Annotated in this window: 23 protein-coding genes; 13 read left to right on the top strand and 10 right to left on the bottom strand. The window is 46.2% G+C overall.

The window, feature by feature from the left end:
- Positions 1-33: 33 nt before the first annotated feature.
- The gene (locus FIV04_RS18315; protein WP_152470665.1) at positions 34-1323 is read right to left on the bottom strand and encodes a sigma-54 dependent transcriptional regulator; all 1290 of its coding nucleotides are present in this window, start codon (positions 1321-1323) and stop codon (positions 34-36) included.
- A 48-nt stretch (positions 1324-1371) separates the two neighbouring features.
- On the bottom strand, positions 1372-3189 hold the full coding sequence (locus FIV04_RS18310) for an ATP-binding protein (protein ID WP_253895530.1): 1818 nt from the start codon (positions 3187-3189) through the stop codon (positions 1372-1374).
- 167 nt (positions 3190-3356) lie between these two features.
- Between FIV04_RS18310 and pdxH the strand changes: the two genes are divergently transcribed.
- Positions 3357-3992: a pyridoxamine 5'-phosphate oxidase gene (gene pdxH, locus FIV04_RS18305; protein WP_032553753.1), complete on the top strand. Its 636-nt coding sequence runs from the start codon at positions 3357-3359 to the stop codon at positions 3990-3992.
- 167 nt (positions 3993-4159) lie between these two features.
- Here pdxH and FIV04_RS18300 read toward each other — a convergent pair whose 3' ends face one another.
- Together FIV04_RS18300 and FIV04_RS18295 are read right to left on the bottom strand one after the other, a co-directional pair.
- The gene (locus FIV04_RS18300) at positions 4160-4897 is read right to left on the bottom strand and encodes a helix-turn-helix transcriptional regulator (protein ID WP_301339528.1); all 738 of its coding nucleotides are present in this window, start codon (positions 4895-4897) and stop codon (positions 4160-4162) included.
- A 441-nt stretch (positions 4898-5338) separates the two neighbouring features.
- Positions 5339-7168, bottom strand: a complete 1830-nt coding sequence (locus FIV04_RS18295; RefSeq protein ID WP_152470022.1) for a formylglycine-generating enzyme family protein — start codon at positions 7166-7168, stop codon at positions 5339-5341.
- Between FIV04_RS18295 and FIV04_RS26965 the strand changes: the two genes are divergently transcribed.
- Positions 7059-7289, top strand: coding sequence for a hypothetical protein (locus tag FIV04_RS26965; protein WP_172974273.1), 231 nt, complete (start codon positions 7059-7061; stop codon positions 7287-7289). The two genes, FIV04_RS18295 and FIV04_RS26965, sit on opposite strands and share 110 nt — an antisense overlap.
- A gap of 22 nt (positions 7290-7311) precedes the next feature.
- On the opposite strand, the gene FIV04_RS18290 is transcribed toward FIV04_RS26965, so the two are convergent.
- Positions 7312-8415 (bottom strand): PEGA domain-containing protein, encoded by a 1104-nt coding sequence (locus FIV04_RS18290; RefSeq protein WP_152470021.1) that lies wholly within the window; start codon positions 8413-8415, stop codon positions 7312-7314.
- A 469-nt stretch (positions 8416-8884) separates the two neighbouring features.
- On the opposite strand from FIV04_RS18290, the gene FIV04_RS18285 reads away from it, so the two are divergent.
- The 5 genes from FIV04_RS18285 (at position 8885) to FIV04_RS18265 (ending at position 16083) form a co-directional block, all read left to right on the top strand.
- A complete protein-coding gene (locus FIV04_RS18285) occupies positions 8885-9709 on the top strand; it encodes an AraC family transcriptional regulator (RefSeq protein WP_032553760.1) in 825 nt (274 codons plus the stop codon).
- Between the two features lie 185 nt (positions 9710-9894).
- A complete protein-coding gene (putA, locus tag FIV04_RS18280) occupies positions 9895-13026 on the top strand; it encodes a bifunctional proline dehydrogenase/L-glutamate gamma-semialdehyde dehydrogenase PutA (protein ID WP_152470020.1) in 3132 nt (1043 codons plus the stop codon).
- Between the two features lie 11 nt (positions 13027-13037).
- The gene (locus FIV04_RS18275) at positions 13038-13742 is read left to right on the top strand and encodes a 1-pyrroline-5-carboxylate dehydrogenase (RefSeq protein WP_150869799.1); all 705 of its coding nucleotides are present in this window, start codon (positions 13038-13040) and stop codon (positions 13740-13742) included.
- A 145-nt stretch (positions 13743-13887) separates the two neighbouring features.
- On the top strand, positions 13888-15378 hold the full coding sequence (putP, locus tag FIV04_RS18270) for a sodium/proline symporter PutP (protein ID WP_150870339.1): 1491 nt from the start codon (positions 13888-13890) through the stop codon (positions 15376-15378).
- A 462-nt stretch (positions 15379-15840) separates the two neighbouring features.
- The gene (locus tag FIV04_RS18265; RefSeq protein ID WP_032553764.1) at positions 15841-16083 is read left to right on the top strand and encodes a hypothetical protein; all 243 of its coding nucleotides are present in this window, start codon (positions 15841-15843) and stop codon (positions 16081-16083) included.
- A gap of 115 nt (positions 16084-16198) precedes the next feature.
- On the opposite strand, the gene FIV04_RS26960 is transcribed toward FIV04_RS18265, so the two are convergent.
- Positions 16199-16369 (bottom strand): hypothetical protein, encoded by a 171-nt coding sequence (locus FIV04_RS26960; RefSeq protein ID WP_167332363.1) that lies wholly within the window; start codon positions 16367-16369, stop codon positions 16199-16201.
- A 283-nt stretch (positions 16370-16652) separates the two neighbouring features.
- On the opposite strand from FIV04_RS26960, the gene FIV04_RS18260 reads away from it, so the two are divergent.
- Complete coding sequence (locus FIV04_RS18260) at positions 16653-17141, top strand: Lrp/AsnC family transcriptional regulator (RefSeq protein WP_032553765.1); 489 nt, start codon at positions 16653-16655, stop codon at positions 17139-17141.
- 84 nt (positions 17142-17225) lie between these two features.
- Here the strand turns inward: FIV04_RS18260 and FIV04_RS18255 are convergent, their stop codons facing one another.
- A complete protein-coding gene (locus FIV04_RS18255; protein ID WP_032553766.1) occupies positions 17226-17933 on the bottom strand; it encodes a hypothetical protein in 708 nt (235 codons plus the stop codon).
- Positions 17934-18136: 203 nt separating this feature from the next.
- Between FIV04_RS18255 and dmeF the strand changes: the two genes are divergently transcribed.
- Together dmeF and FIV04_RS18245 are read left to right on the top strand one after the other, a co-directional pair.
- Positions 18137-19078: a CDF family Co(II)/Ni(II) efflux transporter DmeF gene (gene dmeF / locus FIV04_RS18250; protein ID WP_152470019.1), complete on the top strand. Its 942-nt coding sequence runs from the start codon at positions 18137-18139 to the stop codon at positions 19076-19078.
- 9 nt (positions 19079-19087) lie between these two features.
- Positions 19088-19504 (top strand): MarR family winged helix-turn-helix transcriptional regulator, encoded by a 417-nt coding sequence (locus FIV04_RS18245; RefSeq protein ID WP_032553769.1) that lies wholly within the window; start codon positions 19088-19090, stop codon positions 19502-19504.
- A gap of 209 nt (positions 19505-19713) precedes the next feature.
- Here the strand turns inward: FIV04_RS18245 and FIV04_RS18240 are convergent, their stop codons facing one another.
- The gene (locus FIV04_RS18240) at positions 19714-21564 is read right to left on the bottom strand and encodes an ABC transporter ATP-binding protein (RefSeq protein ID WP_150869802.1); all 1851 of its coding nucleotides are present in this window, start codon (positions 21562-21564) and stop codon (positions 19714-19716) included.
- Between the two features lie 433 nt (positions 21565-21997).
- On the opposite strand from FIV04_RS18240, the gene FIV04_RS18235 reads away from it, so the two are divergent.
- Entirely contained in the window at positions 21998-22972 is a 975-nt protein-coding gene (locus FIV04_RS18235; RefSeq protein WP_152470018.1) for an arginine deiminase-related protein, read from the top strand.
- A gap of 59 nt (positions 22973-23031) precedes the next feature.
- Here the strand turns inward: FIV04_RS18235 and FIV04_RS18230 are convergent, their stop codons facing one another.
- Together FIV04_RS18230 and FIV04_RS18225 are read right to left on the bottom strand one after the other, a co-directional pair.
- On the bottom strand, positions 23032-23655 hold the full coding sequence (locus FIV04_RS18230; protein WP_152470017.1) for a triacylglycerol lipase: 624 nt from the start codon (positions 23653-23655) through the stop codon (positions 23032-23034).
- Positions 23656-23795: 140 nt separating this feature from the next.
- On the bottom strand, positions 23796-24719 hold the full coding sequence (locus FIV04_RS18225) for a LysR family transcriptional regulator (protein ID WP_152470016.1): 924 nt from the start codon (positions 24717-24719) through the stop codon (positions 23796-23798).
- Between the two features lie 111 nt (positions 24720-24830).
- Between FIV04_RS18225 and FIV04_RS18220 the strand changes: the two genes are divergently transcribed.
- Together FIV04_RS18220 and FIV04_RS18215 are read left to right on the top strand one after the other, a co-directional pair.
- On the top strand, positions 24831-25775 hold the full coding sequence (locus tag FIV04_RS18220; protein WP_367618269.1) for an SDR family NAD(P)-dependent oxidoreductase: 945 nt from the start codon (positions 24831-24833) through the stop codon (positions 25773-25775).
- A gap of 8 nt (positions 25776-25783) precedes the next feature.
- A complete protein-coding gene (locus tag FIV04_RS18215; RefSeq protein WP_253895528.1) occupies positions 25784-26167 on the top strand; it encodes a DUF4345 family protein in 384 nt (127 codons plus the stop codon).
- The last annotated feature ends 27 nt before the right edge of the window (positions 26168-26194 follow it).

Genomic DNA, 26194 nt, shown 5'->3' with positions numbered 1-26194 from the left:
CATAAAGCGTTGTATTTATAAATGTTTAATCACTCATCGGTTTTTGAAATCTGTTTTATCTAGTTGGTGCTTACGTAGTTTGTCATAAAGCGTTTTACGAGAGACTTGAAGCTCTTGTTGAACCTCTTTGAGCATGCCTTGATGACGATGTAAGGCTTCTATCAAAATGATTTGCTCAATGTTGTCGGTACGTTCGCTAAGCGAGAGCTGTTTAATCGTCGTATCGGACGCCCCTTCATCTTCGTTACTTTTGTCTTGTTCCTGATCCTCAGGCTGCTTGGCTTGTGTGAGTACTCTAAGCTCCGCTTCTTGGCGCAGTTGACGCAAGTTCTCAGGCCAAGGCTTGGCGACTAGCCTTTCTACATCCTGTTTGGTGATGATTGGGGGCGGCAATTGATATCGACTTGCCGCACCTCGCGCGAAATGTTTAAACAGCGAACCAATGTCTTCGGGTCTTTTTACGAGTGGTAGCAGCTCAAACTGACGAAACTCCCCTTTAATTGTAGCGGGTACAGTCGTGGATGCGATAATGATACAGGTTGCATTTGAATTGCACTCGTTTTCATGAAGCAGCGTTGACTTTACTTGCTTAAACCACTCCCATTGCTGAGACATTAATACTTCTGTTTCATGTATATAGAGAGTTCCTCCACGGTGCTTAATGCAAAGTTGCTTGAGGAACTCGCAAAAAGTCTCTTGATCCGATTTGGGTAGGTTGAACGCGGCGACAGGGTAGAGTTCCCCTCTCTGGTGACTGTGTAAATCGTGAGTGTATTGCGCGGTAATCCGTTTACCCGTTCCGATGTCGCCTTTGAGAATGATCATCGGGTCCTTGCGGATGTCGAGAGTGATTAAATCTCGTCTTAACGCCACCATCGATGGGGACTGGCCAATCAGCTTAGGCCCAACATGGGTCTGCATCGCCAGCTCTTTACGCAGTAGGTTATTCTCTTCAACCAGTGCCAATTTGTCTGCGGCTTTGTGAACCGCAGCCATTAAAGCGTCCACAACGAATGGTTTTTCAAGAAAATCACAAGCGCCCACCTTCATTGCGGTAACGGCTGTTTGAACGTCGCCATGACCCGTTAATACAATCACTTGAAAATGCGGATTGTGTTTTAAGAGTTGTTCGGTGAATTGAATACCGTCCATCACCGGCATATGTATATCGGTGATGACGACGCCCGCTTGGGTTAATGGGATTTGCTTGAGCGCTTCTACAGCGTTAGGAAAACAGCGAATTTCAATGCCTTCAATGAGCATTGCTTGTTCTACGGAATCTCGAATCGCAGGTTCGTCGTCAATAAAATAGAGTGCAGGCATGGTTGTCAAAGCGACATTCCTTGTTATCAGTCATTATCATCAGCACGCTTAATCAGTGCTTGAGGTGTTATTGCATGCGTTGTGCAAGGGAATTCTTAGTGAGAATACCATGCCACAAGGCTCGCGCCGCGTTGCGGTGATCGTGCCGTGATACGCTTCAATAATCCGCTTTGAGATCGATAGGCCAAGCCCCAGTCCCTCCGGTTTGGTGGTGAAGAAGGGATCAAAGAGTTGAGATAGCTTTGATTCCGGTAGGCCGACGCCGTTGTCCCAAATATCCAGGACACAGGCTTCAGATTCCAACCGCCAATCCAGGCCGATCTGAGGGCTAGGTTGCTGGTGTAGCGCTTGGGCGGCGTTGTGGATTAAATTCACCAACACCTGCTCCAACTCAGTCGGATGAATCGCGATCTGGATATCGTCACTGATCGAGGTCATGCGCAGCGTAATACCGTGTTTAATCAGCAGCGCGCTTAAGATTCCCGTGGCATTGTTGACCGCTTGGTGAAGGTTAGCTGTATGATTCTCTTGCTTGGTCACCTTACGGGTAAAGACTTTTAAACGGGCAATGATGTCGGTGATGGATAGGTTAAGCGCTAGCATCTTTTCTAAGTTGCCTTTCACCATATCATTGCGCCCCATTTCAAGTAGTTTGAGGCTGTTTTCGCTGTAAGTTCTCAAGGCGGCAAGCGGCTGATTGATCTCGTGGTTGATGCTCGCAGAGAGTTCTCCCAAGACGGCAAGTTTGGCGGTTTGTGTCAGCTCTTGTTCCGTCTGTTTGAGCTTACTTTGCGATTCTTGATACTGGTGTATGGTCTGCTGCAGCTGTTGGTTTGATTGTTGCAGGTAAAGAGTTCGCTTGTTAACTGTTTCTTCTAGCTTATGGTTGAGCGTAGTCAGCGCGACTTTAGCTTTGTAGGTTTGGCGCCATGACCAAGCGATCAACAGTACTAGGCTGTATATCACCAAGAATATTACGTCGATCTGCATGACTTTTTTCATCTCTGTGTCGCGACCTTTGAGTGCGACGACTTGATACTGCTGGCTGCTGGCCGCAGCAGGGTAGATGTTAAATGTACCCATCCTGCTTAATTTCTCACTCGGCAAAGCGTTATCGTTTTGTGGTAAATCGAGGAAGTCATCAATCAATGTGATTTTATCTAACCCATACTGACGCTGTTCGGCAATCTGTTGTTGCTGAATCAGAGTGAGTGGTTGAAGAGAGTGATAGAGCCAATGTGGCTGGCTTGATAAGAACACCACTTGGTTGTTGTCGAGCACCACAATATCGAACCCATCACTGGTTAGGATCTCTTCGATGTTTTCTAGGCTTACTTTTACTGTTAATACGCCAACAATCTCTTGCTTCACGTATAAAGGAGATGAGAGAAAGTAGCCGCGCACATTCGATCTTGCACCAAGCCCGACGTATTGCGAGCTGAGGCCGTTTATCGCCTGACTGAAGTAGGGACGAAACGCAAAGTTCTCACCAACAAAGGTTTTTGGATCTTGATAGTTGCTTGATGCGACTACGGTACCGCTATCGTCATGGATGTAGATCGTGTCGGCTAAGCTCTGGTTGGCCCACTCTTCTAACAACAGGTTGAGCTGCTGAGCCGAGGTCTGTTCTGAAAAGTACCCAAGGATTCGAGGGTCGTGACTCAGGATTGCGGGCACCTGTTTGAATTTTGCGATCTCAGAGTCGAGCTGAAGATTGGCTTTGTTGGCGGCTTCTTGCAGCTGCTCACCAACCAGACGTTGCTGATATTGCTCTGCCAATAAGTGAGTAGCAGCAAAACCCGCCGCACCCAATGACAGTGAAGCGATAACAAAAGGGGTGAAGAAACGGGATATTTTGTTGGCCAAGGTGAACTCAGAGCAGGTTGAAAGTGTATATAGATTAGCAACATGGCTATCAAAGTACCGAGATCTTGTTAACACCGAATCCAAGAGATAGCACAATCGGCTACCACAGACTTGTATTTCCCTATGCGAAAGCGCAGAATCACAAAAAAATGAAAAGGAGCAACGAAATGGAACTGAAAGATATTCGCCGTGAATATGCTCAGGGTGGATTGAGACGCAAAGACTTAGCGGCTGATCCGATTGACCAATTTAATCTTTGGCTTGAGCAGGCTATTGAAGCCAAACTTACCGACCCAACTGCGATGACAGTTGCGACAGTCGATAAGGACGGCCAACCTTTTCAGCGCATTGTGTTGCTTAAGAATGTCGATCAACAAGGTTTCGTTTTCTACACAAACCTTGGCAGCCGTAAAGCACAGCAGCTTGAGCACAACAGCAAGATCAGCTTGCACTTCCCATGGCACCCACTAGAGCGCCAAGTGCACATCACTGGTACCGCAGAGAAGTTGAGTGCTGTGGAGAACATGAAGTACTTCTCTTCTCGTCCAAAAGAGAGCCAACTGGCGGCAATCGCAAGTAAGCAAAGCAGCCGCATTTCTGCACGTGGCATCTTGGAAGGCAAATACCTAGAACTTAAACAGAAGTTTGCTAAGGGTGAGATCCCTGTACCGAGCTTCTGGGGTGGTTTCCGTGTTCGAGTAGACAGCATTGAGTTCTGGCAAGGTGGTGAACATCGCTTACACGACCGTTTCTTGTTCTCTCGTCAAGATAACCGTTGGGATATCGATCGACTTGCGCCGTAGTTAGGCGTTCCGAGTTTACCAAGGCTAAATACTTAAACACCGCGCTGTAATCTTCAAAGATTGGCGCGGTGTTTTTTTTATGGCTTTTGAAATGAGGTAGAAGAGAGATAAAAGCCAGTGATCATTAACCGTTGTGAGTCATATCGGGTGCTTGATGAGTATCATGGTTAATTGGTTGTCGTCACTTCACTGTGCAGCACCACTGAAATCTGCCGATTGAGCAAGCTCTCTGGAATGACGGAACCAAGACCAGAGTCTAGTGCAAACTCAATCAATTGGCTTTTACTGTTGGCATCGAACTTTTGTTTAAGGCGTGCCACGTGACCCTCAACAGTTTTGATCGAAATCGTCAGAATCTGCGCAATGTACTGAGGCTTCTTTCCAAACAGCAGCAAAAACAGCACTTCGGATTCGCGAGCTGTGAGCTTCTTATTGAGCTTTGATTGTCTAGGCTCTGAACCAGCAATCGAGCCATCACACTTCTTGGCACTGGTCGCTTGGCAAACCCAGTGACCCACCTCCAAAATGGCAGTATCAGTCAGCTCTTGACCATAGAATATCGTTCCCTGCACCTCGCCATCATCATCTAACCAAGGCGTTTTGGTAAAAATATGGGCGTGCCAACGGCCGTCAGGGTATGGGTGAATATCTAGAATTTTTAAAGTCTTACGTGTTTCCATCACGTATTTATCTTGCGCTCTGAAGTCTTGCGCACATTCCGTTGTTTGGCTTGGCATATCGAAGTCTGTCAAACCTGCGCTGTTTTGGTTGTCGGTCAAACCGATCAGTCGATTGTAGGCTTGGTTAGCATAAACAAAGACGGAGTCAGTATCTTTGCATCCCCAGCAGCCCGGCAACTGTTCAAACAGAGAGCGTTGTATTGAGTTAAGTGTTTTCGACAAAATATTATCTCAGTTTCGGAACTAAGTTAATGATATCAGTTTCTTATAACGCTGTATTGTAAATTCATGGAAGCGTCCCGAAACGATGATCAAGGGAAGAATGATCAAGGATAGGGAGGGGGGACGAGTATCTGGATATCGCTAGTTGATCCGCCACAGCATATTTTAAGTAAAAAAAAGCCAGCCTGAAGACGGGCTGGCTAAAGACAAGATCTGCCTTGTCGACGTGTAGAAGATTTCAGATTAATTCACGAGGGTCATGCAAATTAACCTGAGGTATCAGTGAGATACCCAGAGTGACTTACTACTCTGTCGACAAATTTACTCCTACGAGTGCGAATGCATAAGGGGGGAATTCCCCTATAAACAAGACTCAACACGACAAATGAGAAGTGAGAGCCCTGTTTTGTGAGAAAGGGTACTGAGAAGTTAGTAATCGAGAGCCTATAGCTCTCGTAATACTCTGAAGCCTAAGTGGTTGGCTGCGGTTGTCGGTGGAACGTAGAGTTCATTGAAAACTTTAGCTTCTTCAGGAGAGAAGCTCCATGCGCCACCCTTAGCTATGCCTTTGTGATTGGTTGTCCACTCCCATACATTACCGACCATGTCGTAGAACCCAGTTGGGGTCGGTAAGAATGATTTCACTGGCGAAGTGCTGACGTTTGACCATGGTGTTCCTGCCCAGCCAGTATTCGCTTTGCCTGAGCGGAACTCGTTACCCCACCAGAAGTTGGTGTCTTGGCCTGCACGTGCTGCCGCTTCCCACTCTTGTGGCGTAGGTAGACGATAGGTAAAGCCTGTTTTTTTAGATAACCAGCGCGTGTAGGCCTTGGCGTCGTTTTGACTAACACATACCACAGGTGAGCTGTCAGTTTGCTTAAAGCCGGGGTTTCGCCAGTAACTATTAGATACGGCAGTGATCTCGGTATTGACGAAGGTATCACAGGTGTTCATCAGCTCGGCATCTGTTTGGTAGCCAGTACTGTCGATGAAGGCTTTGAAATCTAGAACTCGGGTTGGTGTCGCCGCTAATGCAAATGGTTTTTTGATCGTCACTTGCTTAGCATTGTTCTCACCTAGCAGGTAACGACCCGCACCGACGACGATCATCTCTGGGCTCTGGCTATCATCACCCATAGGATCAGCAAACTTACTACCGACGTTGAGTGTGTTTTGCTTGGCTTGCAATACAGCTCTTAGGTTGTGGTCGCGAGCAATTTTAAGTTCTTGATGGAAAGAGAGGTACCCCTCTTTTTCAATCGTCACCATGTGCTGGCCAGTCGGTAACATGACTTCAACGGGTGTACTGCCGTAGTTAACACCATTGATTGATACCTTGTCGTTGTACTGGTTTGAACGGACCACCAAGTTAACCCAAGCAACCTCTTTTTGCTGGTCGTCGGCTTTCTGATCGGTCTCTGTAAAGCAGTGCGATGATTGAATCCCAAGCAGGCGACAAGGGGTGTTCTTGTCTGGGCGAGTTTCTAGGTTTGCTGTGATGTTTGCTTGGTAGCGGTTTTCGGCACCAAACCCTGAACTTGTCACTTTGTGTTGTAGAACGTGAATGTTCAGCGATGTTGATGCCAAATGCTCTTTTGCTGCTTTTGATTCTGTAGCGTTGTCGATCACGCTGTTTTGGAACTGTTCGACGGCTTTTTGAAGCGCCAATGTCACCGTTTGCTCCGAGCACTGCGCTAGTGTCATATCGTCGCTGCAGCGATTGGTAAAGCTAACCGTCTTCTCTTCGGTTTTCGTGATCTCACTTCTGAGTCGATCGGCTCTCGCTCTTAGTTTTCCTTTCTCCAGATCCGCAATTGAAGCTTCAATCGAACTCTTTTCGGCTTGGATGGCCTCTAGTTCCATCATTAACGCTTGTTGTTTTTGCTCAGAATCAGAAACAGCAAGTTTCCCCTCTTTTACCGATTTCCAAGCATCTTGAAATCGGTTTTGAGCTGGCGATATATCGAAGTCAGGCTCATCAATCATGCGGCTGTAATCTTGCTCTAAACTTGCTTTCGCTGTCGCAAGCTTTTGCTGTGATTGTTCAGATAACTTGGTAAGGCGGACCACTTGCTCTGTTTGATTGTCAACTTGGTTCTGTTTGTCGGCAATCTTCTTTTCGACTGCTGCCAAATCGGCATGTTTTTCGAAAAGTGAGCTTTCTATGTCTATAACAGATGTAGTGACAGCGGGTGATGTCGCTTCGGCCAAAATAGCGGGTGCCATTAAGCTAGGAGCGAGTGCAAACAGTAGAGTGGGTAAACCTTGGCGCATGATGGGCTACTTCATTCGTAAAATGGGTGAATCAAATGTTTTAGCGAAAGCCATGTTGGCTGCAGTTGAATCGTATCACTATCAACACAATGGAGAGTTTTACATCGGCTTAGCTCTATAAAGCGCTAAGCCGATAGGCAGGTTTAGCTTTCTTTGTTTGGAAGAAGCTTAACCCAGATAGTATCGCTGCCGTTGATAGTCACTGTGCGGTTGTAAGACTCGTAACCTTGCTTTGAAACCGTTACTTGGTGGCGACCGCTTGGTAGCGCAACTTGTAGTGGCGTGCTGCCATACTTGATGCCATTAATCGTAACAGAGTCGTTGTACTGGTCAGAACGAACGGTCACGTTAGCCCATTGTTTATTGTTCTTGTTAGTCACAGTTGCGTCGCTGCCTGTTAAACAGTAGCGTGTTGATACGTTCAACAAGTTACATGCAGCAATCGCTTCAGGCTTGGCTTGTAGCTGAGCTTGCATCTGCATGAAGTACGAGTTGTTACCAGAGAAGCCACTCTTGATTGGTTGGCTGTCTTGAACATGGATATTGAGTTGAACACCTTGCAAGTTCTGTTTCGCTAATGTGCTTTCTGTGAGCTGCTCAAGCAACTGGCTCTTGAACGTTTGTACAGCTTTTTGGTTGGTTAGGTATTTACCCTGAGCAGTACACTCACCTAGCGTCATTGTTGATGCACAAGTCGTGGTGTAGCTGGTTTCTAGAACTGCGCTTTCGCGTAGCTCTGTTGCAATACGTTTTACACGTGCTTCAACTTTTAGCTCTTTTAGATTGGCCAGCTCGTTGTTCAGGCGAGCCTGCTTTTGCTTAATCTGAGAGAGGTGAATTTCGCTCTCGTTGATCGCTTGTTGGTTGTCTAGCTGAGCCGATTGATTTTCTTTAACGGCTGCCCACGCATCTTGGTAGCTTTTCTGGAAAGAGATAAGATCGGTTTCTGGGTCTTCAAGTAGACGGCTGTACTGTTTATCAAGTGCAGACTTCGCTCTGTTACGTTTTGCCTTGAGTTCTTCACCCTCACGCACCAATTTGCTGTTGTTGTTTTGTAGCTCTTTTAGCTTCTCAGCAGCCGATACTTGGGTTTCTGAAATACGCTCAATATCTGAGTTTTTCTCAGTGAGTTTTGCATCGATAGCTGAAACGGGATCGACTTGATTCAGTTCTTCAGCTGATACCGATGCAGATACCCAAATAGGGGATAGCGCAAGCAAAAGCGCTGAAATTCGAAAGTTAGTCATAGGTCCCTGCAACTTATAGATTGAAATTGGCTCGTTGATACGGTGTCTACTTCCTAGTTGTAAGTCACTAGATTATTAGCAATTAACACAGTACCCGACTTTATACCGTTTTATTCCCTTTCAATCTACCGAAATGGGTAGACTTATTACTAATTTTTATAAACTGAAGGTGATTTATTTGAGCTATATACGAAAATCTCCTGCGATGTCCTATCGATTAGATTCTCAATGATGAGTCACACCAAGAAGCGCAGGTGGCTTGTTTTACATAAGTAGCTCAAAGTTGGTTTTACACTCCCCGTAGTTTGTACACTCTTGATCATCTTTCCGGAGGCATGATCACCGTGATCGCAAGAATGATCTTGTGTCGATTACCTGTGCTAAATGACTCTCATGATCATTTACAAATTCATCTTGAGCTAAAATCAGAGTATTATCCCCGATCTGTGACTATCAAAACTGTTTCGACATGCCAAAATTACCCATCATGCCCAACCTCGATCTTTCACCGCTAGGCTTATCAGGCCCTCGTCCTGCTGAGATCGTGACTTTGCCATCTCATATGGACTGTCACGAGCACCAATATTCGCAAGTGGTGATCGGGCTTAAAGGCCAAGCCGAGTTCGAAGTCAGCGGTAAGGGGAATTTAGTCGGGCCGGGTCAAGGTTGTGTAGTAACGGCTTGCTCTGATCATGCTTTCGGTGGCGTGGTGGGGCAGTCTGATATCTTAGTGCTGAACATGCCTATGCCAAGTAATGATGACCCATTGATGTTAGAGAAGATCAATCAGCTTGCGTCATCTAACGTTTACTTCCAGTTGGACGGGCAGATCCAAAAGCTGATTCAGATGCTGGTGCAGGAGATGCAAGCAAGTCCGGACGATCTGCTACTAAGCCGAGCTTGTAATGACACGGTGATCGCGCTTCTACAACGCCATATCTCTGAATTTGAAACATCTATTAAAGAATCACGCTTTGATCTTGAGGCGCTGGATCGCTACATCGAACAGCATTTAGCAAATAAGATCTCAGTGGCGCAATTGGCTGGTAGCGTGTTCTTAGGTGAGAGTCAGTTCCATATGCTGTTTAAAGAGCAGATGGGCATCACTCCACACCAGTACGTATTAGGTAAGCGAATCGACCGCGCTCGCCGTTTAATTGAGCAAGGTAACCTCAGCCTTGGTCAGGTAGCAGAGCTGGCAGGCTTCTCTGGTCAGTCGGCATTTACCCATACTTTTTCCCGCCTTCAAGGGATGTCACCATCTCAATACAAAAAGCAAATAACTGTTAAATAGTGAAACAAAACGGCACATTCGTTTGAAGTTTCATATGTGATGATGTTTTTGTTTTGTTAATAAACCCAGTTTTTAGCAAAAAACTCGGAGTTTTTGACAAGTATTCCTTATATACTCTCAATACACTGCAGCCATTGTAGAAATCTCGGACGTTTTTTGTTCGGGTGTGAGATTAAGGAAAACGCATGTTTACAGCTACTGATGTGTTAAAACCAGAGTTCAACGAGCAATCGCTTGGTGAGCTGTGGTCGCTTATCTCACCATTATATATGGTGGATGAAACCCAATGGCTAGAGCAGCTTCTGCCGCTAGCTACGCCTTCTGAGTCTGAAAAGCAACAAATCACGGACAAGACAACCTCGCTTATCGAAACGATTCGTGCAGACAAAACATCGATTCAAATGATCGATGCACTGCTGCTTGAATACAGTCTAGATACGCAAGAAGGTATTTTGTTGATGTGTCTTGCTGAAGCACTGATGCGTATCCCTGATGCTGCAACTGCTGATGCATTGATTCGTGACAAGCTAAGCGTTGCTGACTGGAAATCTCACCTGAAGAACTCTGATTCTGTGTTTGTGAATGCATCCACTTGGGGTCTAATGCTAACGGGCAAGGTTGTGGGTCTTTCATCAAATGAGCAGAGCCCAGCACAGGCGGTAAACCGTCTAGTAAACAAGCTTTCTGAGCCGGTGATTCGTAAAGCGATGCACCAAGCGATGAAAGTAATGGGTCATCAGTTTGTTTTGGGTCGCAGTATTGCTGAGGCACAAAAGAATGGCAAACCTATGCGTGACAAAGGCTTTACCTATTCATACGACATGTTAGGCGAAGCGGCACTGACGACTGCAGACGCAAACAAGTACTTCAAAGATTACCTAATGGCGATTGAAGCTGTAGGTCGAGACACTTATGTTTCATCAAAATCTAGCCCTGCGCCATCAGTATCTATCAAGCTTTCTGCACTGCACCCACGTTACGAAGTAGCGAATGAAGAGCGTGTTCTGACAGAGCTTTGCGACACACTAGAGCAGTTACTGCGCCGCGCGATCGAGCTTGATGTTGCGATTACCATCGATGCTGAAGAAGCAGACCGTTTAGAGCTTTCTCTAAAACTGTTTGAGAAACTTTACCGCAGCGAACTTGTGAAAGGCTGGGGCAAATTTGGTCTGGTTATTCAAGCGTACTCGAAGCGTGCATTACCGGTATTGGTATGGCTGAACCGTTTAGCCAAAGAGCAGGGCGATCTGATCCCACTGCGTTTGGTAAAAGGTGCGTACTGGGATAGCGAAATCAAATGGTCGCAACAAGCTGGCTTTGATAACTACCCGGTTTACACACGCAAAGAAGCAACCGATGTTGCTTACCTAGCCTGTGCACGTTACCTACTGAGCCCAAGTGTTCGTGGCAACATCTTCCCGCAGTTTGCGAGCCACAACGCACACACTGTGTCTGCTATTGCTGTAATGGCCGATCACAAAGATTTTGAATTCCAACGCCTGCACGGTATGGGTGATTCCCTGTACAACCATGCGATGGAAGCTTACCAACAGTCAGTGCGTATCTACGCGCCAGTTGGTAGCCATAAGGATCTACTTCCTTACCTAGTTCGTCGTCTGCTAGAAAATGGTGCGAACAGCTCGTTTGTACACCGCTTGGTGGATGCACGTTGCCCAGTGGCAGAGCTAACGCAACACCCAGTGGATATGCTTCTAGAGTTCGATACACTGAACAATACTAAGATTCCACTGCCACCATCCGTGTTCCCAGAGCGTAAAAACTCATACGGTGTCAACATTGATATCGAAAGTGAAGCGCACAGTTTTGAAGAGCAAGTAAAAGGCTTCTTGAATAAACAGTGGACGGCTGGCCCGATCATCAACGGTGAAGCTCTTGCCGAAAGCATGATCAAGGCTGATCAGAATGTTGAGCAAGTAACAGCACCTTACGATCGTCGTATCAATGTTGGTCAGGTGGCTTTCGCAAACCTTGATCATGTTTCCGAAGCGATCAGCGGCGCAGATGCGGCGTTCGCAGATTGGAATGCGACTTCTGTTGAAGTTAAAGCTGCGGCTCTTGAGAAGTTGGCTGACTTGATGGAAGAGAACCTTGCTGAGCTGGTGGCAATCTGTCATCAAGAAGCGGGTAAGACAATTCACGACAGCATTGATGAAGTGCGTGAGGCGGTCGACTTCTGTCGTTACTACGCAAAGCAGGCAGACAATCTACAAGAATTTGAACTGAAAGGCTTTGATGGCCAAGTTCGTTTGGCATCTCGCCAAGGTCGTGGTGTGTTTGTATGTATCAGCCCTTGGAACTTCCCACTGGCGATCTTCCTTGGTCAAATTACAGCTGCATTAGTTGCAGGTAACACTGTCGTTGCAAAACCAGCAGAGCAAACCAGCTTAATCGCTGCTCGCGCAGTTGAGTTGATGCAACAAGCTGGCTTCCCGGCAGGCACAATTCAGCTTCTACCGGGTCGCGGTGCAGAAATCGGTAGCGCACTAACTAGCCACGATGCGATTGCAGGTGTGGCGTTTACAGGCTCTACACCAACCGCTCAGCGTATCAACGTGTCATTGGCAAGTCGTACAGCTAAACCTGTTCCATTTATCGCGGAAACAGGCGGCCAGAATGCGATGATCGTCGACAGTACGGCGCTTCCAGAGCAGGTAGTACGTGATGTTATTCGTTCAGCGTTTGCTTCTGCAGGTCAGCGTTGTTCAGCACTACGTGTGCTTTACATCCAAGAAGACATTGCCGATCGCGTTGTTGCTCTTATCCAAGGTGCGATGAACGAGTTGAGTGTTGGTATTCCACACCTACACAAGACGGACGTTGGCCCTGTTATCGACAGCAATGCGAAACAGAAGTTAATGGCTCACCTTGAGAACATGACTCAAACGCAGAAGCGTGTTGCTCAGCTAACTCTAGGTGACGCGTGCGAACATGGTGACTTCGTGCCACCAAGCGCTTTCGAGATCAACGATATTAGCTGCCTAACTGAAGAGCAGTTTGGCCCTGTGCTACACATTGTTCGTTACAAAGCGAGCGAGTTGGCGCAAGTGGTTGAACAGATAAACCAAACAGGCTTCGGACTGACTATGGGTATTCATAGCCGTAACGAAACTACTTACCGTTGGATTGAAAAACACGTTCGCGTGGGTAACTGCTACATCAACCGTGACCAAGTTGGTGCGGTGGTAGGTGTTCAACCATTCGGTGGTCAAGGTTTATCAGGAACAGGACCGAAAGCGGGTGGACCACACTACCTATACCGCTTTACCGATGTTCACTTTTCTCAAGCGCAGGCATAAGGAGCGATATCATGGTTCATCAAGTGACAGGTTTTTCCGATGCATTTCAAGCGTGGGAACAGTGGAACCTAACCGATTTTGATCACAAGAGTGCTCAAATTCTGGCATTAAAATCTGAGATCGAGAGTCAATCAGCGCCACTAGCGGCGGTTGCTGGCTATCACATTGAACAGGCTTCTTCTCTGTTAGCTGAAGAGCACCTACTTGTAGGTCCTACGGGCGAAACGAATGAGCTATATGCGGCAGGCCGTGGTGTAGCTTTGGTTATCGTTGATGAGACTCAAGATTCATTACCAAAGCTGCAAACGGCAACGGCAATGCTGACGGCTGCGCTTGTTGCAGGTAACAGCGTGATTGTGTGTAGTGATGATACTCAGTTCAATACTCTGATTGCGGATGCAGCAAAACAAGCGAATCTGCCATCAAACCTTGTTCAAACGACATCGTTCGATGCGTCTCAGCAACTGCTTGCTTGTGATGTTCGTAGCGTGGCGTATGTGGGCAATCCACAAACTGAACAAGCGATTAATTTACAACTTGCTAAGCGAGACGGCGCTATCGTCGGTTTAGTGTCTGAAACGGATCTGACGGCAATGCATGTTGCTCACGATCCACACCTATCGTTGCGCTTTATTACTGAGCGTACACGAACCATAAATATAACAGCCGTGGGTGGTAATGCGACCTTGCTTGAGCTTGGGAGCGAAGCCCACTAACCTTCAACACCACTGATGACTGGAGGCAGCTTCGGTTGCGCCGTGATATCAGGAACCCTATCTGACTAAACTTGGCCAACATTGTGTTGGCTAAGTTTTATTGGCTAGGCATGGAAGGATTTTTCTAAATGAGGACTATCAAATGATAGAAAACAGTTTTGCAATAACATCAACGTTCATTGCGTATCTAATTATGATGCTGGCAATCGGGGTTATTGCTTACAAACGCACATCTAACTCAACTGACTACTTTCTTGGTGGTCGTGCACTAGGTCCTTGGCCTGCAGCACTTTCTGCTGGTGCGTCGGATATGAGTGGTTGGCTACTACTAGGTCTGCCTGGCTACGCGTATGCAGCAGGTTTTGAAGCTTTCTGGTTGGCTGGTGGCCTACTAGTTGGTACTTGGGCTAACTGGTTAATCAGTGCTAAGCGTCTGCGTACTTACAGCATTACAACAGATGCATTGACTCTGCCTGAGTTCCTAGCTCGTCGTTTCAATGATACGTCTAAGCTGATCCAAACAATTTCTGCTTTCTTCATTCTTCTCTTCTTCCTTTTCTACACGAGCTCAGGCTTGGTAGCGGGCGGTAAGTTGTTTGAAACAGTATTTGGCTTAGACTACACCACAGCGGTTATCATCGGCACAGTATGTGTTGTGTCATACACGCTATTTGGTGGCTTCCTTGCGGTATCTTGGACTGACCTTGTTCAGGGCCTATTGATGTCTGCAGCGCTACTTATCGTGCCTATCGCAGCGATGAACGGCGGCCTTGGTCAACTGTCTAGCGACCTACACAACATCAACCCAGAGCTGCTAACGCTTTGGAATGATGCGAAAGGTGAGCCTCTATCTGCGATTGCAATCATCTCTCTAGCGGCATGGGGTCTAGGTTACTTCGGTCAACCACACATCCTAGCGCGTTTCAAAGCAACACGTACTAACAAAGACCTAGGCACTGCGCGTCGTATCGCAGTGGTATGGACTGCACTATCTATGGCTGGTGCGATGCTAGTAGGTCTAGTGGGCCTGATCTACGTAACCAACTCTGGTGCACCTAAACTGGATGACGGCGAGAAGATCTTCATGCTTCTTGTGAACGCAATGTTCCACCCAGTAATCGCAGGTATTCTACTGGCAGCTATCCTAGCGGCAATCATGAGTACTGCGGATTCACAACTTCTTGTATCTTCATCTGCAATGGCAGAAGACTTGTACAAGCAAGTACTGAAGAAAGACGCGACATCTGAAGAGATTGTACGTGTAGGTCGTTTTGCAGTTGTGATTATCTCACTTATCGCACTGTTCCTAGCGATGACACCAGACAGCTCTGTTCTTGGTCTTGTATCTTACGCATGGGCAGGTTTCGGTGCTGCATTTGGTCCAGCTATCGTACTTAGCCTGTACTGGTCTCGTATGAACCGTAACGGCGCTCTAGCGGGTATCGTTGTGGGTGGTGTGACTATCGTAATGTGGAAACAGCTAACAGGTGGTTGGTTTGACGTGTACGAAATCGTACCGGGCATCATCTTCTCAGCTATCTCTATCGTAGTTGTGAGCCTAATTACTGGTGAGCCAGAAGAGTCAGTTAAGAAGCAACACGAGAAGTTTGAAAAGCAATTAGTTGAACTAGACTAATTCTTCACACGCCAATCTATTGAAACAAAGAGTCACTTCGGTGGCTCTTTTTTTATGCCTAAACATCATCATGTCACCACAACCTTGTTCCCCAAGACATCGTTCGCAGAGAGTCCCTAGAAAGCGGTAATTGGTTTATAGCTCTGAGCTCATTGTCTTTTCTTAAAAGCTCAATAAAAAATGCATGGCAGATGTCTCAAACTAACAGAATGGCTATTTAGAATTGTCTTTGCGATGACTTTCTGAGCAAGTTTACATTGTAAATTATCGCCGCTTTGTGACTGAGTTTTTCATAGGATTGAATGAAGACTAAGCTCGCCTTGCTTCAAAAAACCGTTTACCGATACGGTGTTTTTTTGAACTTAGCCCTCATTTTTATAAATCATACGGTGAATGTTTGAACTGAATTGGACATGATATGTCAATTGTCAGTAATGAGGACAAGCCGGATAGGATAAAGGTATGCCAGATCTATATTGCAAAACGTGTAAGAAAACCACTCACCACAAGTCGATCATGAAGCGCTGTGAGATCGCACCGGAAACCTTATCAGGTCGTATGTTATTGCTTACCTCAAAACTGTTCAGTGGCACTCAGTACTATGATATGGAAGTTCAACACTTCTGCAGAACGTGCAACAGCCGAGCGGAAGAGCTTCCCAAGAAAGAGAGCGAAAGTGTCGCTCCGCAAGTCGGGTTAGCTTAGCTTTTCGCTGCAGATACCTAGCTGAACTGCAGATCTTCAAGAAGCGTAAAGCTAAAGACGAAGAAAGTAGCGAGATTAGCAATAAAAAAACCTCCAAAATGGAGGTTTGATGTGCTTAAGCGGCTTGCTTTATGCCTTCTGGTTCAACGAGAAAGCCATCTAGTTTTACTTCCCAGCCGTAGCTTGAATATTCGTTTGCAAGTGCTTGAGCGACGTCTTTAGATACGGTTGCTCGAGTCCATAAGCCAATGCCGTAAGGTTTGTATGCGATTTCTTGTGTTTTCATATATAGAGTCATCCTTTCTCTCTGTGCAATCTATTATTCACACAGCCCTCAATAGATACTTTTCTCTATAGCTCAACTTATTTGTTAAAAAGGTCAAATTTATAACATTATATTAACAGTCTGAAACTGAATTTATAAGTTATCAATATGGCTAATTCTCTTTATATCTCCCTTGTAAATATGGTGTTGTCGACCTGTTTTAAATTCTGTGAGCCGTGCTCTGCAGGTTTTGGTCAAGCATGGAATATACTCACCCTATATTGAGACTGTTTATAGAGATGTTATGCCTCAACACCAATTGGATCGTATCGACAAAGAGATACTACGAATCTTGCACATGAAGGGCCGACTGCCAGTTGTTGAACTGGCTAAGCAGGTAAACCTCACTACTTCTCCATGTTCGGATCGTTTAAAGCGTCTAGAGAAAGAGGGCTACATTACTGGCTATCACGCTGAGTTATGTTCAGAAAAATTAGGCCTCGATGTACAGGTGTTCATTCATATTCGCTTAGACCAGACCAGCTTTTCGATTTTCGATAAGTTTGCACAGGCCGTAGAGATGATGCCTGAAATTGAAGAGTGCTATTCGCTTTCTGGTGACTTCGACACCATGATCAAAGTACGAGTTAAAGATATGAAGGCGTATCAGTCGTTTATGTCGACTAAGCTTGGTACGCTACCTGGCGTGATACAGACAAGAAGTGAAGTGGTTATTGAAGAGCACAAAAAGGGCTTTGGTGTGAACCCTGAATTGCTCTCTACCTTGGGCTAGTTCTGTTTTCGCTCTGATTATGGGATATAAAAAATGGAAGCCACATGGCTTCCATTTTGCGTTCTAAAGGAGAGAGTTTACGGTTTATAGAGTGATAGCCGCTGAGATAACGCCAATTACGCCACCGAAAACACCACCCCATACCACAAGCCAGCCAAGGTGCTCTTTGATCATTTTCTGCACCATCTCTTTTACCAATTTTGGTGTCAGCTCGCTCAAGCGCTGGTCGATGATCGCTTCGATGTTCTCTTTGATTTCGTCCATCATTGCAGGAGACTCAAACTGCTCTTTAAGGGCATTTTTCACAGTGTCACTTTGGCCAATCTCAATGATAGAAGTCTGCATTTTCTCTACAAATGGTTCTTTCAGCGGTTGAAGTGCTTCTGTGCCACCAAGCATTGCGAGCATCCCGCCAAATTGAGAGTTGGCGATCACTTCGACCAAGGAATCGAAAGCAGGGTTAAGGTCAATCTTCTTGATCACTGGCTCTAAGTTCAGCGACTGGCCGCCAGCCATTTCGCTGCTCAAGAAGCGGTCGATGTTACTTTCGGTAAAGAACTGTTCCATCATCAACTGCTTGATGGCCGCTTTAAACTGTTCGAAACGAGCTGGAATCACGCCTGAGCCATACAATCCCGGCACTTTTTCAAACAGCATGTGAATGGCAAGCCAGTTGGTAATCGCGCCAGAAAATGCGAATAGGCCCGCATAAAGTAAGTATTGGCTAGCCGTAAAGTAACCCGCAGCCAGCAGAGCTAAAGCCACCGCGTTAGTGATAACACTCTTGTTCATAGTTGTTCTCTAGATTAAGTCTTGCGCGCATTTTAAAAAAAATCAGGAAAGAAACAAATAGAAAGCAGCAAGCTTATTCATGGATCTAGGCTAATCATGAAATTTAGCTTGCCGTGGATCATAGCTTGATCGTTGACTTTGTTTGATAGTCAAACTACATTGATAGGCAAGTATTTTGACTATCAAACTAAAATGGAATAACGATGAACCCTCAAGTTAAGCATTCACACCACTTTTCTGCCCGTAACCAAACGGGTGAAAGAAGGACTTTTTATGTCTTGTTGTTAACCGTAGTCACTATGGTGGTGGAGATCGGGGCAGGGACGGTATATGGCTCTATGGCACTGTTGGCCGATGGTTGGCATATGGGGACTCACGCTGCTGCATTTTGTATCACGCTGTTTGCGTATCGCTATGCGAAGAAGCATGAAAACAGTGACCGGTTTTCATTTGGTACGGGGAAAGTGAGTGTGTTGGGTGGCTACACCAGTGCTATTGCGCTGGGTATTGTTGCTTTGTTGATGTTTACTGAGTCGGTGCATCGCTTGCTAAACCCTCAAGCTATCCAGTTCAATGAAGCGATAGTGGTGGCTTGTATCGGTTTGGCTGTGAATGTGGCGAGTATGCTCTTATTGGGCGATCATCATCACGACCATCACGACCATCACGACCATCACGACCATCACGACCATCACGACCATCACGACCATGACCACCATGACCACAGCCACCATCATCATGATCACAACCTCAGAGCTGCTTATATGCATGTGTTGGCCGATGCGCTCACCTCTTTGTTGGCGATCGTCGCATTGTTGTTTGGCAAATTCTACAGTTGGAACTGGTTAGATGCGATTATGGGGATGGTCGGTGCCGTCGTTATCTTAAAGTGGACAATGAACCTGCTTAAGCAGACGAGCCCGATCCTGCTTGATGAAAGCATTGACTCAAACTATCGCCAGCAGATTATTGAAGAGCTTGCCCCGGATGCAGAGGTGATCGATTTGCACATATGGAGAATCAGCGGTCATCACTATTCGGCAGCCATTGCGCTGCGATCAAATGGTGATTTGAGCGTGAATGACTTTAGGCAACGACTGGCGAAGTTTGATAAGATTAATCATCTTACTCTTGAATTAAATTAGTCATTTGTCATGCAAAACCTTGAACACCTAAGTCAGCTTATTACCGAATTCTACGACAAGATGTCTTCTTGGGAGCAATCGGTTGTGAAAGAGACGGGCTATTCGCTAGCTCAGGTACACACCATCGAAGTACTGGGTGTTCATGGTGCTCTGCGTATGAAAGAGCTGTCTGAAAAGCTTGGAATCACGACAGGAACGCTGACGGTTCAGATTGAAAAGTTGGTGAAAGCGGAGTTAGTGAAGCGCTGCGAGCATCCTACAGACAGACGCGCCATCGTGGTTGACTTAACGCCAGCAGGGCAAGCGATTCATACCCAGCACAACCAGTTACACCTAGAGCTAGTGAATGACTTAACCAGTGGCATCTCTTCGGAAGAGACACAGGTTTTGACAGCATGCTTAGAGAAAATGAATCGCAAATTCTAGTTAACAAAAAAGCCAGTTAACAAAAAAGCTAGCCAATAAAAAAGGCTAGCCTCCCCCCGAAGTCTAGCCTTATTCCAGAACGCGCAAGCGAAGCGTCTGTGTCTGTTAGTCATATTATATAATTACGACATAACATTCTGCTACGCCCAATTTACGACTATCTAACAAATTAGTGTGAATCGCCCCGCATATTTAAAATTGCATACAATTTAAGCGTTGGATGCCTGTTCCAGATCATCTCCGATAAAGCCACCTGTTTGATGATTCCACAGTTGAGCATAGATGCCATCTTGTGAAATGAGCTCTTGGTGCGTGCCCTCTTCAACGATATTGCCCTGATCGAGCACGATCAAGCGATCCATTGCTGCAATAGTCGACAAGCGGTGCGCAATCGCAATCACCGTTTTACCTTCCATCAGCTCAATCAAGCTCTCTTGAATTGCTGCTTCTACCTCAGAATCGAGTGCAGATGTCGCTTCATCAAGTACCAATAGCGGTGCATTCTTCAGAAGTACACGAGAGATCGCGATACGCTGACGTTGACCCCCTGACAGTTTCACACCACGCTCACCCACTTGTGCATCGTAACCTAAGTTGCCGAACGGGTCGGTTAGGGTTTCGATGAACTCATGAGCATGCGCTTGCTTGGTCGCTGCATACAACTCTTCGTCAGTCGCATCTGGACGACCGTAAAGGATGTTGTCTTTGATTGAGCGGTGAAGTAGTGAGGTGTCTTGTGTCACCATACCGATGTTGCTACGCAGCGAGTCCTGCGTGACCTCTGCGATCTCTTGCCCATCAATCAGAATACGACCTTTTTCAACGTCATGGAAGCGAAGCAGCAAGTTAACCAGCGTTGATTTACCCGCACCAGAGCGACCCACGAGACCTACTTTTTCACCTGGTTTGATGTTGAGGTTAAGGTTGTTGATGACCCCTTTGTTCTCACCGTAGTTGAAACTCACGTTATCAAAGTGGATGCCACCTTGAGGCACTTGCAGTGGCTCCGCGTTCGGCTTGTCTTCGATAGCGATTGGTTTAGCCAGCGTTTTCATGCCGTCAATAACGGTACCCAAGTTTTCAAATAGGCCACCGATTTCCCACATGATCCACTTAGACATACCATTGATACGCAGTGCTAAGCTGACCGCGATAGCGATCGCACCAACGGTGATCGCGTCATCTAACCATAGATAAATCGAGATACCTGCGATGGCGAAAACCAGTAGGTAGTTAGCAAACTCAACCCACACGTTAAAGCCAGTCACTAAACGCATTTGACGGTAAACCGTGTCTAGAAAGCCTTCCATTCCCTCTTCAGCGTATTCCGTTTCACGCTTGCTGTGTGAGAACAGCTTAACCGTCGCAATATTGGTGTAGCTATCCACGATTCGACCTGTCATCAGTGAACGCGCATCGGCTTGTTCAGAAGAGACATCTTTTAGCTTAGGTACAAAATGCAACTGAATACCGACGTAGACGAACAGCCAGATCAGCATTGGAGCCATTAAGCGCCAATCGGATTCGGCCAACATGAATAGCATTGCCGTAAAGTAGACTGTCACATAGACGAATACATCGACCATTTTGGTCACGGTTTCGCGAACGGCCAATGATGTTTGCATCACCTTAGTTGCGACACGCCCTGCAAAGTCATCTTGATAGAAAGAGAGGCTCTGCTTTAGAAGGTAGCGGTGGGCAAGCCAACGAATCGACATTGGGTAGTTGCCCAGTAAAGTTTGGTGAAGCAACAGAGAATATATCGCGATCATAACTGGCATGATGACCAATAACAGAACCCCTAAACCAATCAATGTTGATTGATTGTCCGCAAGGAAGGTCTCTTTATTACTGGTCGACAACCAATCCACGAGCTGGCCCATATAGCCAAACAGGGCAACCTCGATGATGGCGATAGTCATGCTCATTAAGCCGAGAAGCAGTAATGGTTTTTCAAAGCCACGTGTGTAATGTCGACAAAAAGCCAATATGCCGCTTGGGGGCTGTATTGGTTCGTCTTTTGGGAAGGCCTCGGTAAAGCCTTCAAATTTCTTAAACATAGATTTCCCTTAGTCAACCTCTGCATCTGTGTGCAAAGTTGTAATTATTGTGGTGATTTTAGATCACGAGTAAAACAAGTCCATGACAACGCGATAAGCGAAATCATAGTTATTTTTTAATGAGTTAGGGTTGATGTGAAATGAGACGTTGACTGACTGCCGCGGGATCAACGTGTTATGCAACAGGGCTATCCTAACGCTAATTGGATTAAATTGTAACCAAAACTGACACTTAGCGTAATATTACTGTTCGAATAGGATGCGATAAGTGAGTAGAGGGCGGCGCTCAAGGTAGTGCAGTAAAAATTAGGGAGGATTGGACATTTGGCAGGAATTATTGAGGTTAGCTAATGAAATTGTCAATAATTCAGTGATTTTTCTCGTAACAACCTGTTTACAATTAGCGGGTAAATTCCAGATAGGGACAGTTGAGATGTTAAACCTACATGAAAAATCACTACAAACAACGAATGTACAAAATGCAAACTGTGTAGTGATGGTGCCACCTAAAGAGTTTCGTTTTAACGAAGAGACCGCGCGTGACAATGAATTTCAGCAGCGCGTTAACTTGACTCAAGAAGAAGTAAAGTCGCAAACCATGGCTGAGTTTAAGGCAATGGTGAAGGTACTTCGCAAAGAAGGCGTGCAAGTAGTCGAGTTTGATTATCCTGAGCTTGGTGTTGAAACACCGGATGCGGTTTTCCCAAATAACTGGTTTAGTACTGTTAGTGATGGCAGCCTATACACATTCCCAATGGCGTGTGAAAACCGCCAACATGAAGTGAAGCCTAACGCTCTCATCGAAGCGCTTGAAGCATCTGGTCGTATCGTAAACCATGTGGACACGCTTGAACCTTACTTACAGCAGGGTGCTTACCTTGAAAGTACTGGCGTAATGGTGATCGACCACATCAACAAGACCATCTATGCAGCCCTTTCTCAACGCTGTGATAGAGAAGTATTGGAAGACTACGCCAAGCGTATCGGTTATTCGCGAGTGGTTTCTTTCCAAACAGCTCTGCCTTCTGGGCACCCGATTTACCATACCAATGTGATGATGGCGATAGGTGATAACTTCTGTGTGATTTGTGATGAAGTGATTCCAGAGTTCGAGCGTCGCTTCGTCGTGAAGTCCCTTGCGAAAGACAAACAAGTGATCTCGATTTCGATCGATCAGATGAACCGCTTCTGTGGCAACATCCTTCAACTTGAAACCGTGAATGGCGATAAAGTGATTGCGATGTCACAGTCGGCTTTTGATGCGTTTTCTCCTGCACAACGCGCGCAGCTAGCGACGCACGGTAAACTGCTGCCATTCAACGTGAAGACCATCGAAGATATCGGCGGTGGCTCAGTACGCTGCATGCTTGGTGAGGTGTTCCTACCTACCAGAGTGAATCGCCTGTAACTTGCAAACAATTAAAAAAACCACTTCATGATGAAGTGGTTTTTTGTATCTGAACTCTCTTAACGAAAGCTTTTATGCTCTATGAAGTAGCTGGATCGCTGCACTACTTCTTTCGAATACACCAAAGCGGTGTGATTGAGGTTGAGTGCGCAGGTGTCGGTTGCCCCTTTTAGATTGGCATCTTCCAGTGTGACCGTGCCATCGCCATGATTCTTTCCGAGTACGATTCGGCCTACACCCGCATCATAAGTGCCAGTGATAACACCTATCGGTACGTCGTTATCATAGTCTCCAAGCCCATCATTGAGGATATGTTTAGTCGAACCAAAGATAAATCCTAGTCCATGATTCGAGAGTGTCTTGGCTATGGTTGCGCCATTGTGTGGTGTGCCCGCGGTAATGATGCAGGTATCGGCAAATTTGGGCTGATAATGTTTGAAGTAGTGACGAATCAGTAAACCACCGAGTGAATGGCCAAAGAAGTAGACCTCATCATTTTCATCAAAGCGAGCAGTGACAAATCGATTCAATCGCTTGGAAGCGGATGGAAAGCGCAAAGAATTATAGGCAAACTTGTGAGTTTGAAAGCCGCGCTTTTTAAAGTTTCTATCTAGATACTGCATGATCAATGCAGGCATATAGAGGCCGTGAATTAATATTATGTGCTTGTTTTTATTGTTCATTTCACCTCCGAGTAATGCTCTCTTCAGTGTATTTATTTGCCTAAATAAACTCAATATAAATCGGCAGCAACAGAGTGAAAATCGAGTATGAAAAAAGCCACTATGTTAGTGGCTTTATTGAGGTGTTATTCATGATTTGTTTAATCAGCTTTTGCCACGGTTCCCGTTACCCAAAACTCGTTCTCACGTGATTGAATCTGTTCTCCAAGAAAGTCGACAAAGCGACGAATCCTCGCTGTACGGCGTAGGTCTGTGTGGAGCAACAACCAGATGCTTCGATAGGGCAGTGGCTTTTGAAATGGAGCGCGCACAAGGTTTGGGTGTCTGTCACCTAAATTGCATGCCAGATAAGCCATCCCAAGCCCAGAAGCCGCTAAGTTTATCAACGGGACTAGCTCCGAAACTCGGTGTTTAAGTGTGGCTTTTGGGTAGAAGCTCTCTTTTAGCCACTGAGCACTGACATCCCCCTCTGGTTCGTGCCATCCAATAAAGTGTAGCCCTTCGCCAGCGTTGTCTTTTACTTTCTCTGCGTATTCTCGGGTGCAGTAGGCCGCTTGCGACATCTGAACTAAACGGCGACCTACGGCATCGTCATAAACCTCATTAGCGATGCGAATCGAGACGTCTGATTCACGACGGCTCAAGTTAGCGATGTCGTTACCGAAATTGAGATTAAGTGTGATATCTGGATAACTCTCAGCAAAGAGTGCTAGGTCATCCATGATCGAGGTCATCGCCAATCCATGAGGCATAGAGACATAAACGGTGCCAACAGGCTCACTGTCTTTGCCAATGATCATGCGTGATGCAGCGACCATCTCCTCTTCGACGCGCTCAGCGTATGGGAGCAGTTCTTCCCCTATCTGAGTGAGCTGTAAGCCTTGCTTGGAGCGGTCAAACAGTCGACTACCAATCTGCTCTTCCATGACTGACAGGCGACGGGTGAGCGTGGTGTGGTTGATCTTGATGCTCTCGGCTCCCCCACGCAGTGTTCCGCTGCGTACCACCGCGAGAAAAATCTTCAGGTCATCCCAGTTAAAGGTATAAGTCTCATTGTTCAGCATAATTCTGCCTATGGTTCATTTTTGAAACACAGTGTCCACTTTTACCTCTATACAGTCCATTTTTCAATCATGTTAGCTTAATTACACGTTAAACATCACCGAGAAGGGAGCATGATGAACTCAATAACAAGTGTATTAATTACGGGTGCCAACGCTGGCTTAGGCTTTGAAGCAGCGCGCCAGTTGGCCCAACAAAGTGGCATAAAGAAGATTTACTTGGGTTGCAGAAACCAACAGAAAGCGAACGAAGCGAAGAGAAAACTGGTTGAAGCAACAGGCAAAGATTTGTTCGAGATTTTACTACTTGATGTGTCTGAGTCCTATTCCGTGCAACAAGCAGTGACTCGTCTCAAGTCGCCTGTTGATGCGGTAATTTTGAATGCGGGTGGTACGGGCGGAAAAACACCTCATCAACTGACTGAAGATGGCGTGACCACTATCTTTGCATCGAATGTTCTCGGCCATGTAGTACTTGTAGAAGAGCTTGTGAAAAAGCAATTGGTTACCTCAACCATTATTTATGCAGGCTCTGAGACGGCGCGAGGTGTACCAAGAATGGGTGTTGCTAAGCCTGAGCTAAAGGACACGTCGGTACAGGAATTTTCTTCTATTGCAGACGGCAGCAAATTTGGTTCAAACGCGGATCCGCTGGATGTTTACGGCACCATTAAACTGACTGGTACTCTGTGGATGTCATCGATGGCGAGACAGCACCCGCACCTTCGTTTTGTGACCATCAGCCCTGGTGGCACGACTGGCACCAATGGTATGGACGATTTGCCACTGTTGAAAAAGGTGTTCTTTAAGTACGTCGGAGGAACCGTGATGCCACTGTTTGGCATGATGCACAGTGTCGAGAAAGGCGCCAAGCGTTACCTAGAAGGCTTGTTTAATCCAAGCTTTGAGAGTGGCCGATTTTATGCGAGCCGAGCCGGCTCACCGACAGGGCCTGTGATCGACCAAGTGACACTGGAACCACTATTTAACAACAGTTCTGCGCAAGACAATGCGTATCAAGCGATTCAACAGTTTTTAACAGCGAAAACACCAGCATAAGGAGAGATATGATGGATACAGTAATGAACACTTTGGTTGGTGTGATTGCGTTGGTGCTGACTGGGCTTGGCATAATGTCGATGTTTGTACCCAAGAAAATGTTGGCAAATTTCGCTTTGGAACCGATTGGTAAGGTGGGCATGAACACGATCCGCTCAGTGATGGGCGGCCTATTTTTGGCAAGCGTTTATATTATTGCGGCTGGCTTTTTTAACAATGACACAGACGGCTACTTCTTTGTTGCAGTGGTGATGTTGGCTGTCGCGGCTGGGCGAGTAGTCGGTCTGGTTCTGGATGGATTCGATAAAGCTGTCGTACCGCCATTGGTTCTAGAGCTGGTGATCGCCTCTATCTTGCTTTTTGTGCACATGAAACATGGCGGCTTTTACTGAGAGAGTTTCCGGTGACGAGTAATGTAA

Source organism: Vibrio sp. THAF190c (genome assembly GCF_009363355.1).
GTDB lineage: Bacteria > Pseudomonadota > Gammaproteobacteria > Enterobacterales > Vibrionaceae > Vibrio > Vibrio fortis_A.
This window is presented reverse-complemented; position numbering and strand designations above follow the sequence as displayed.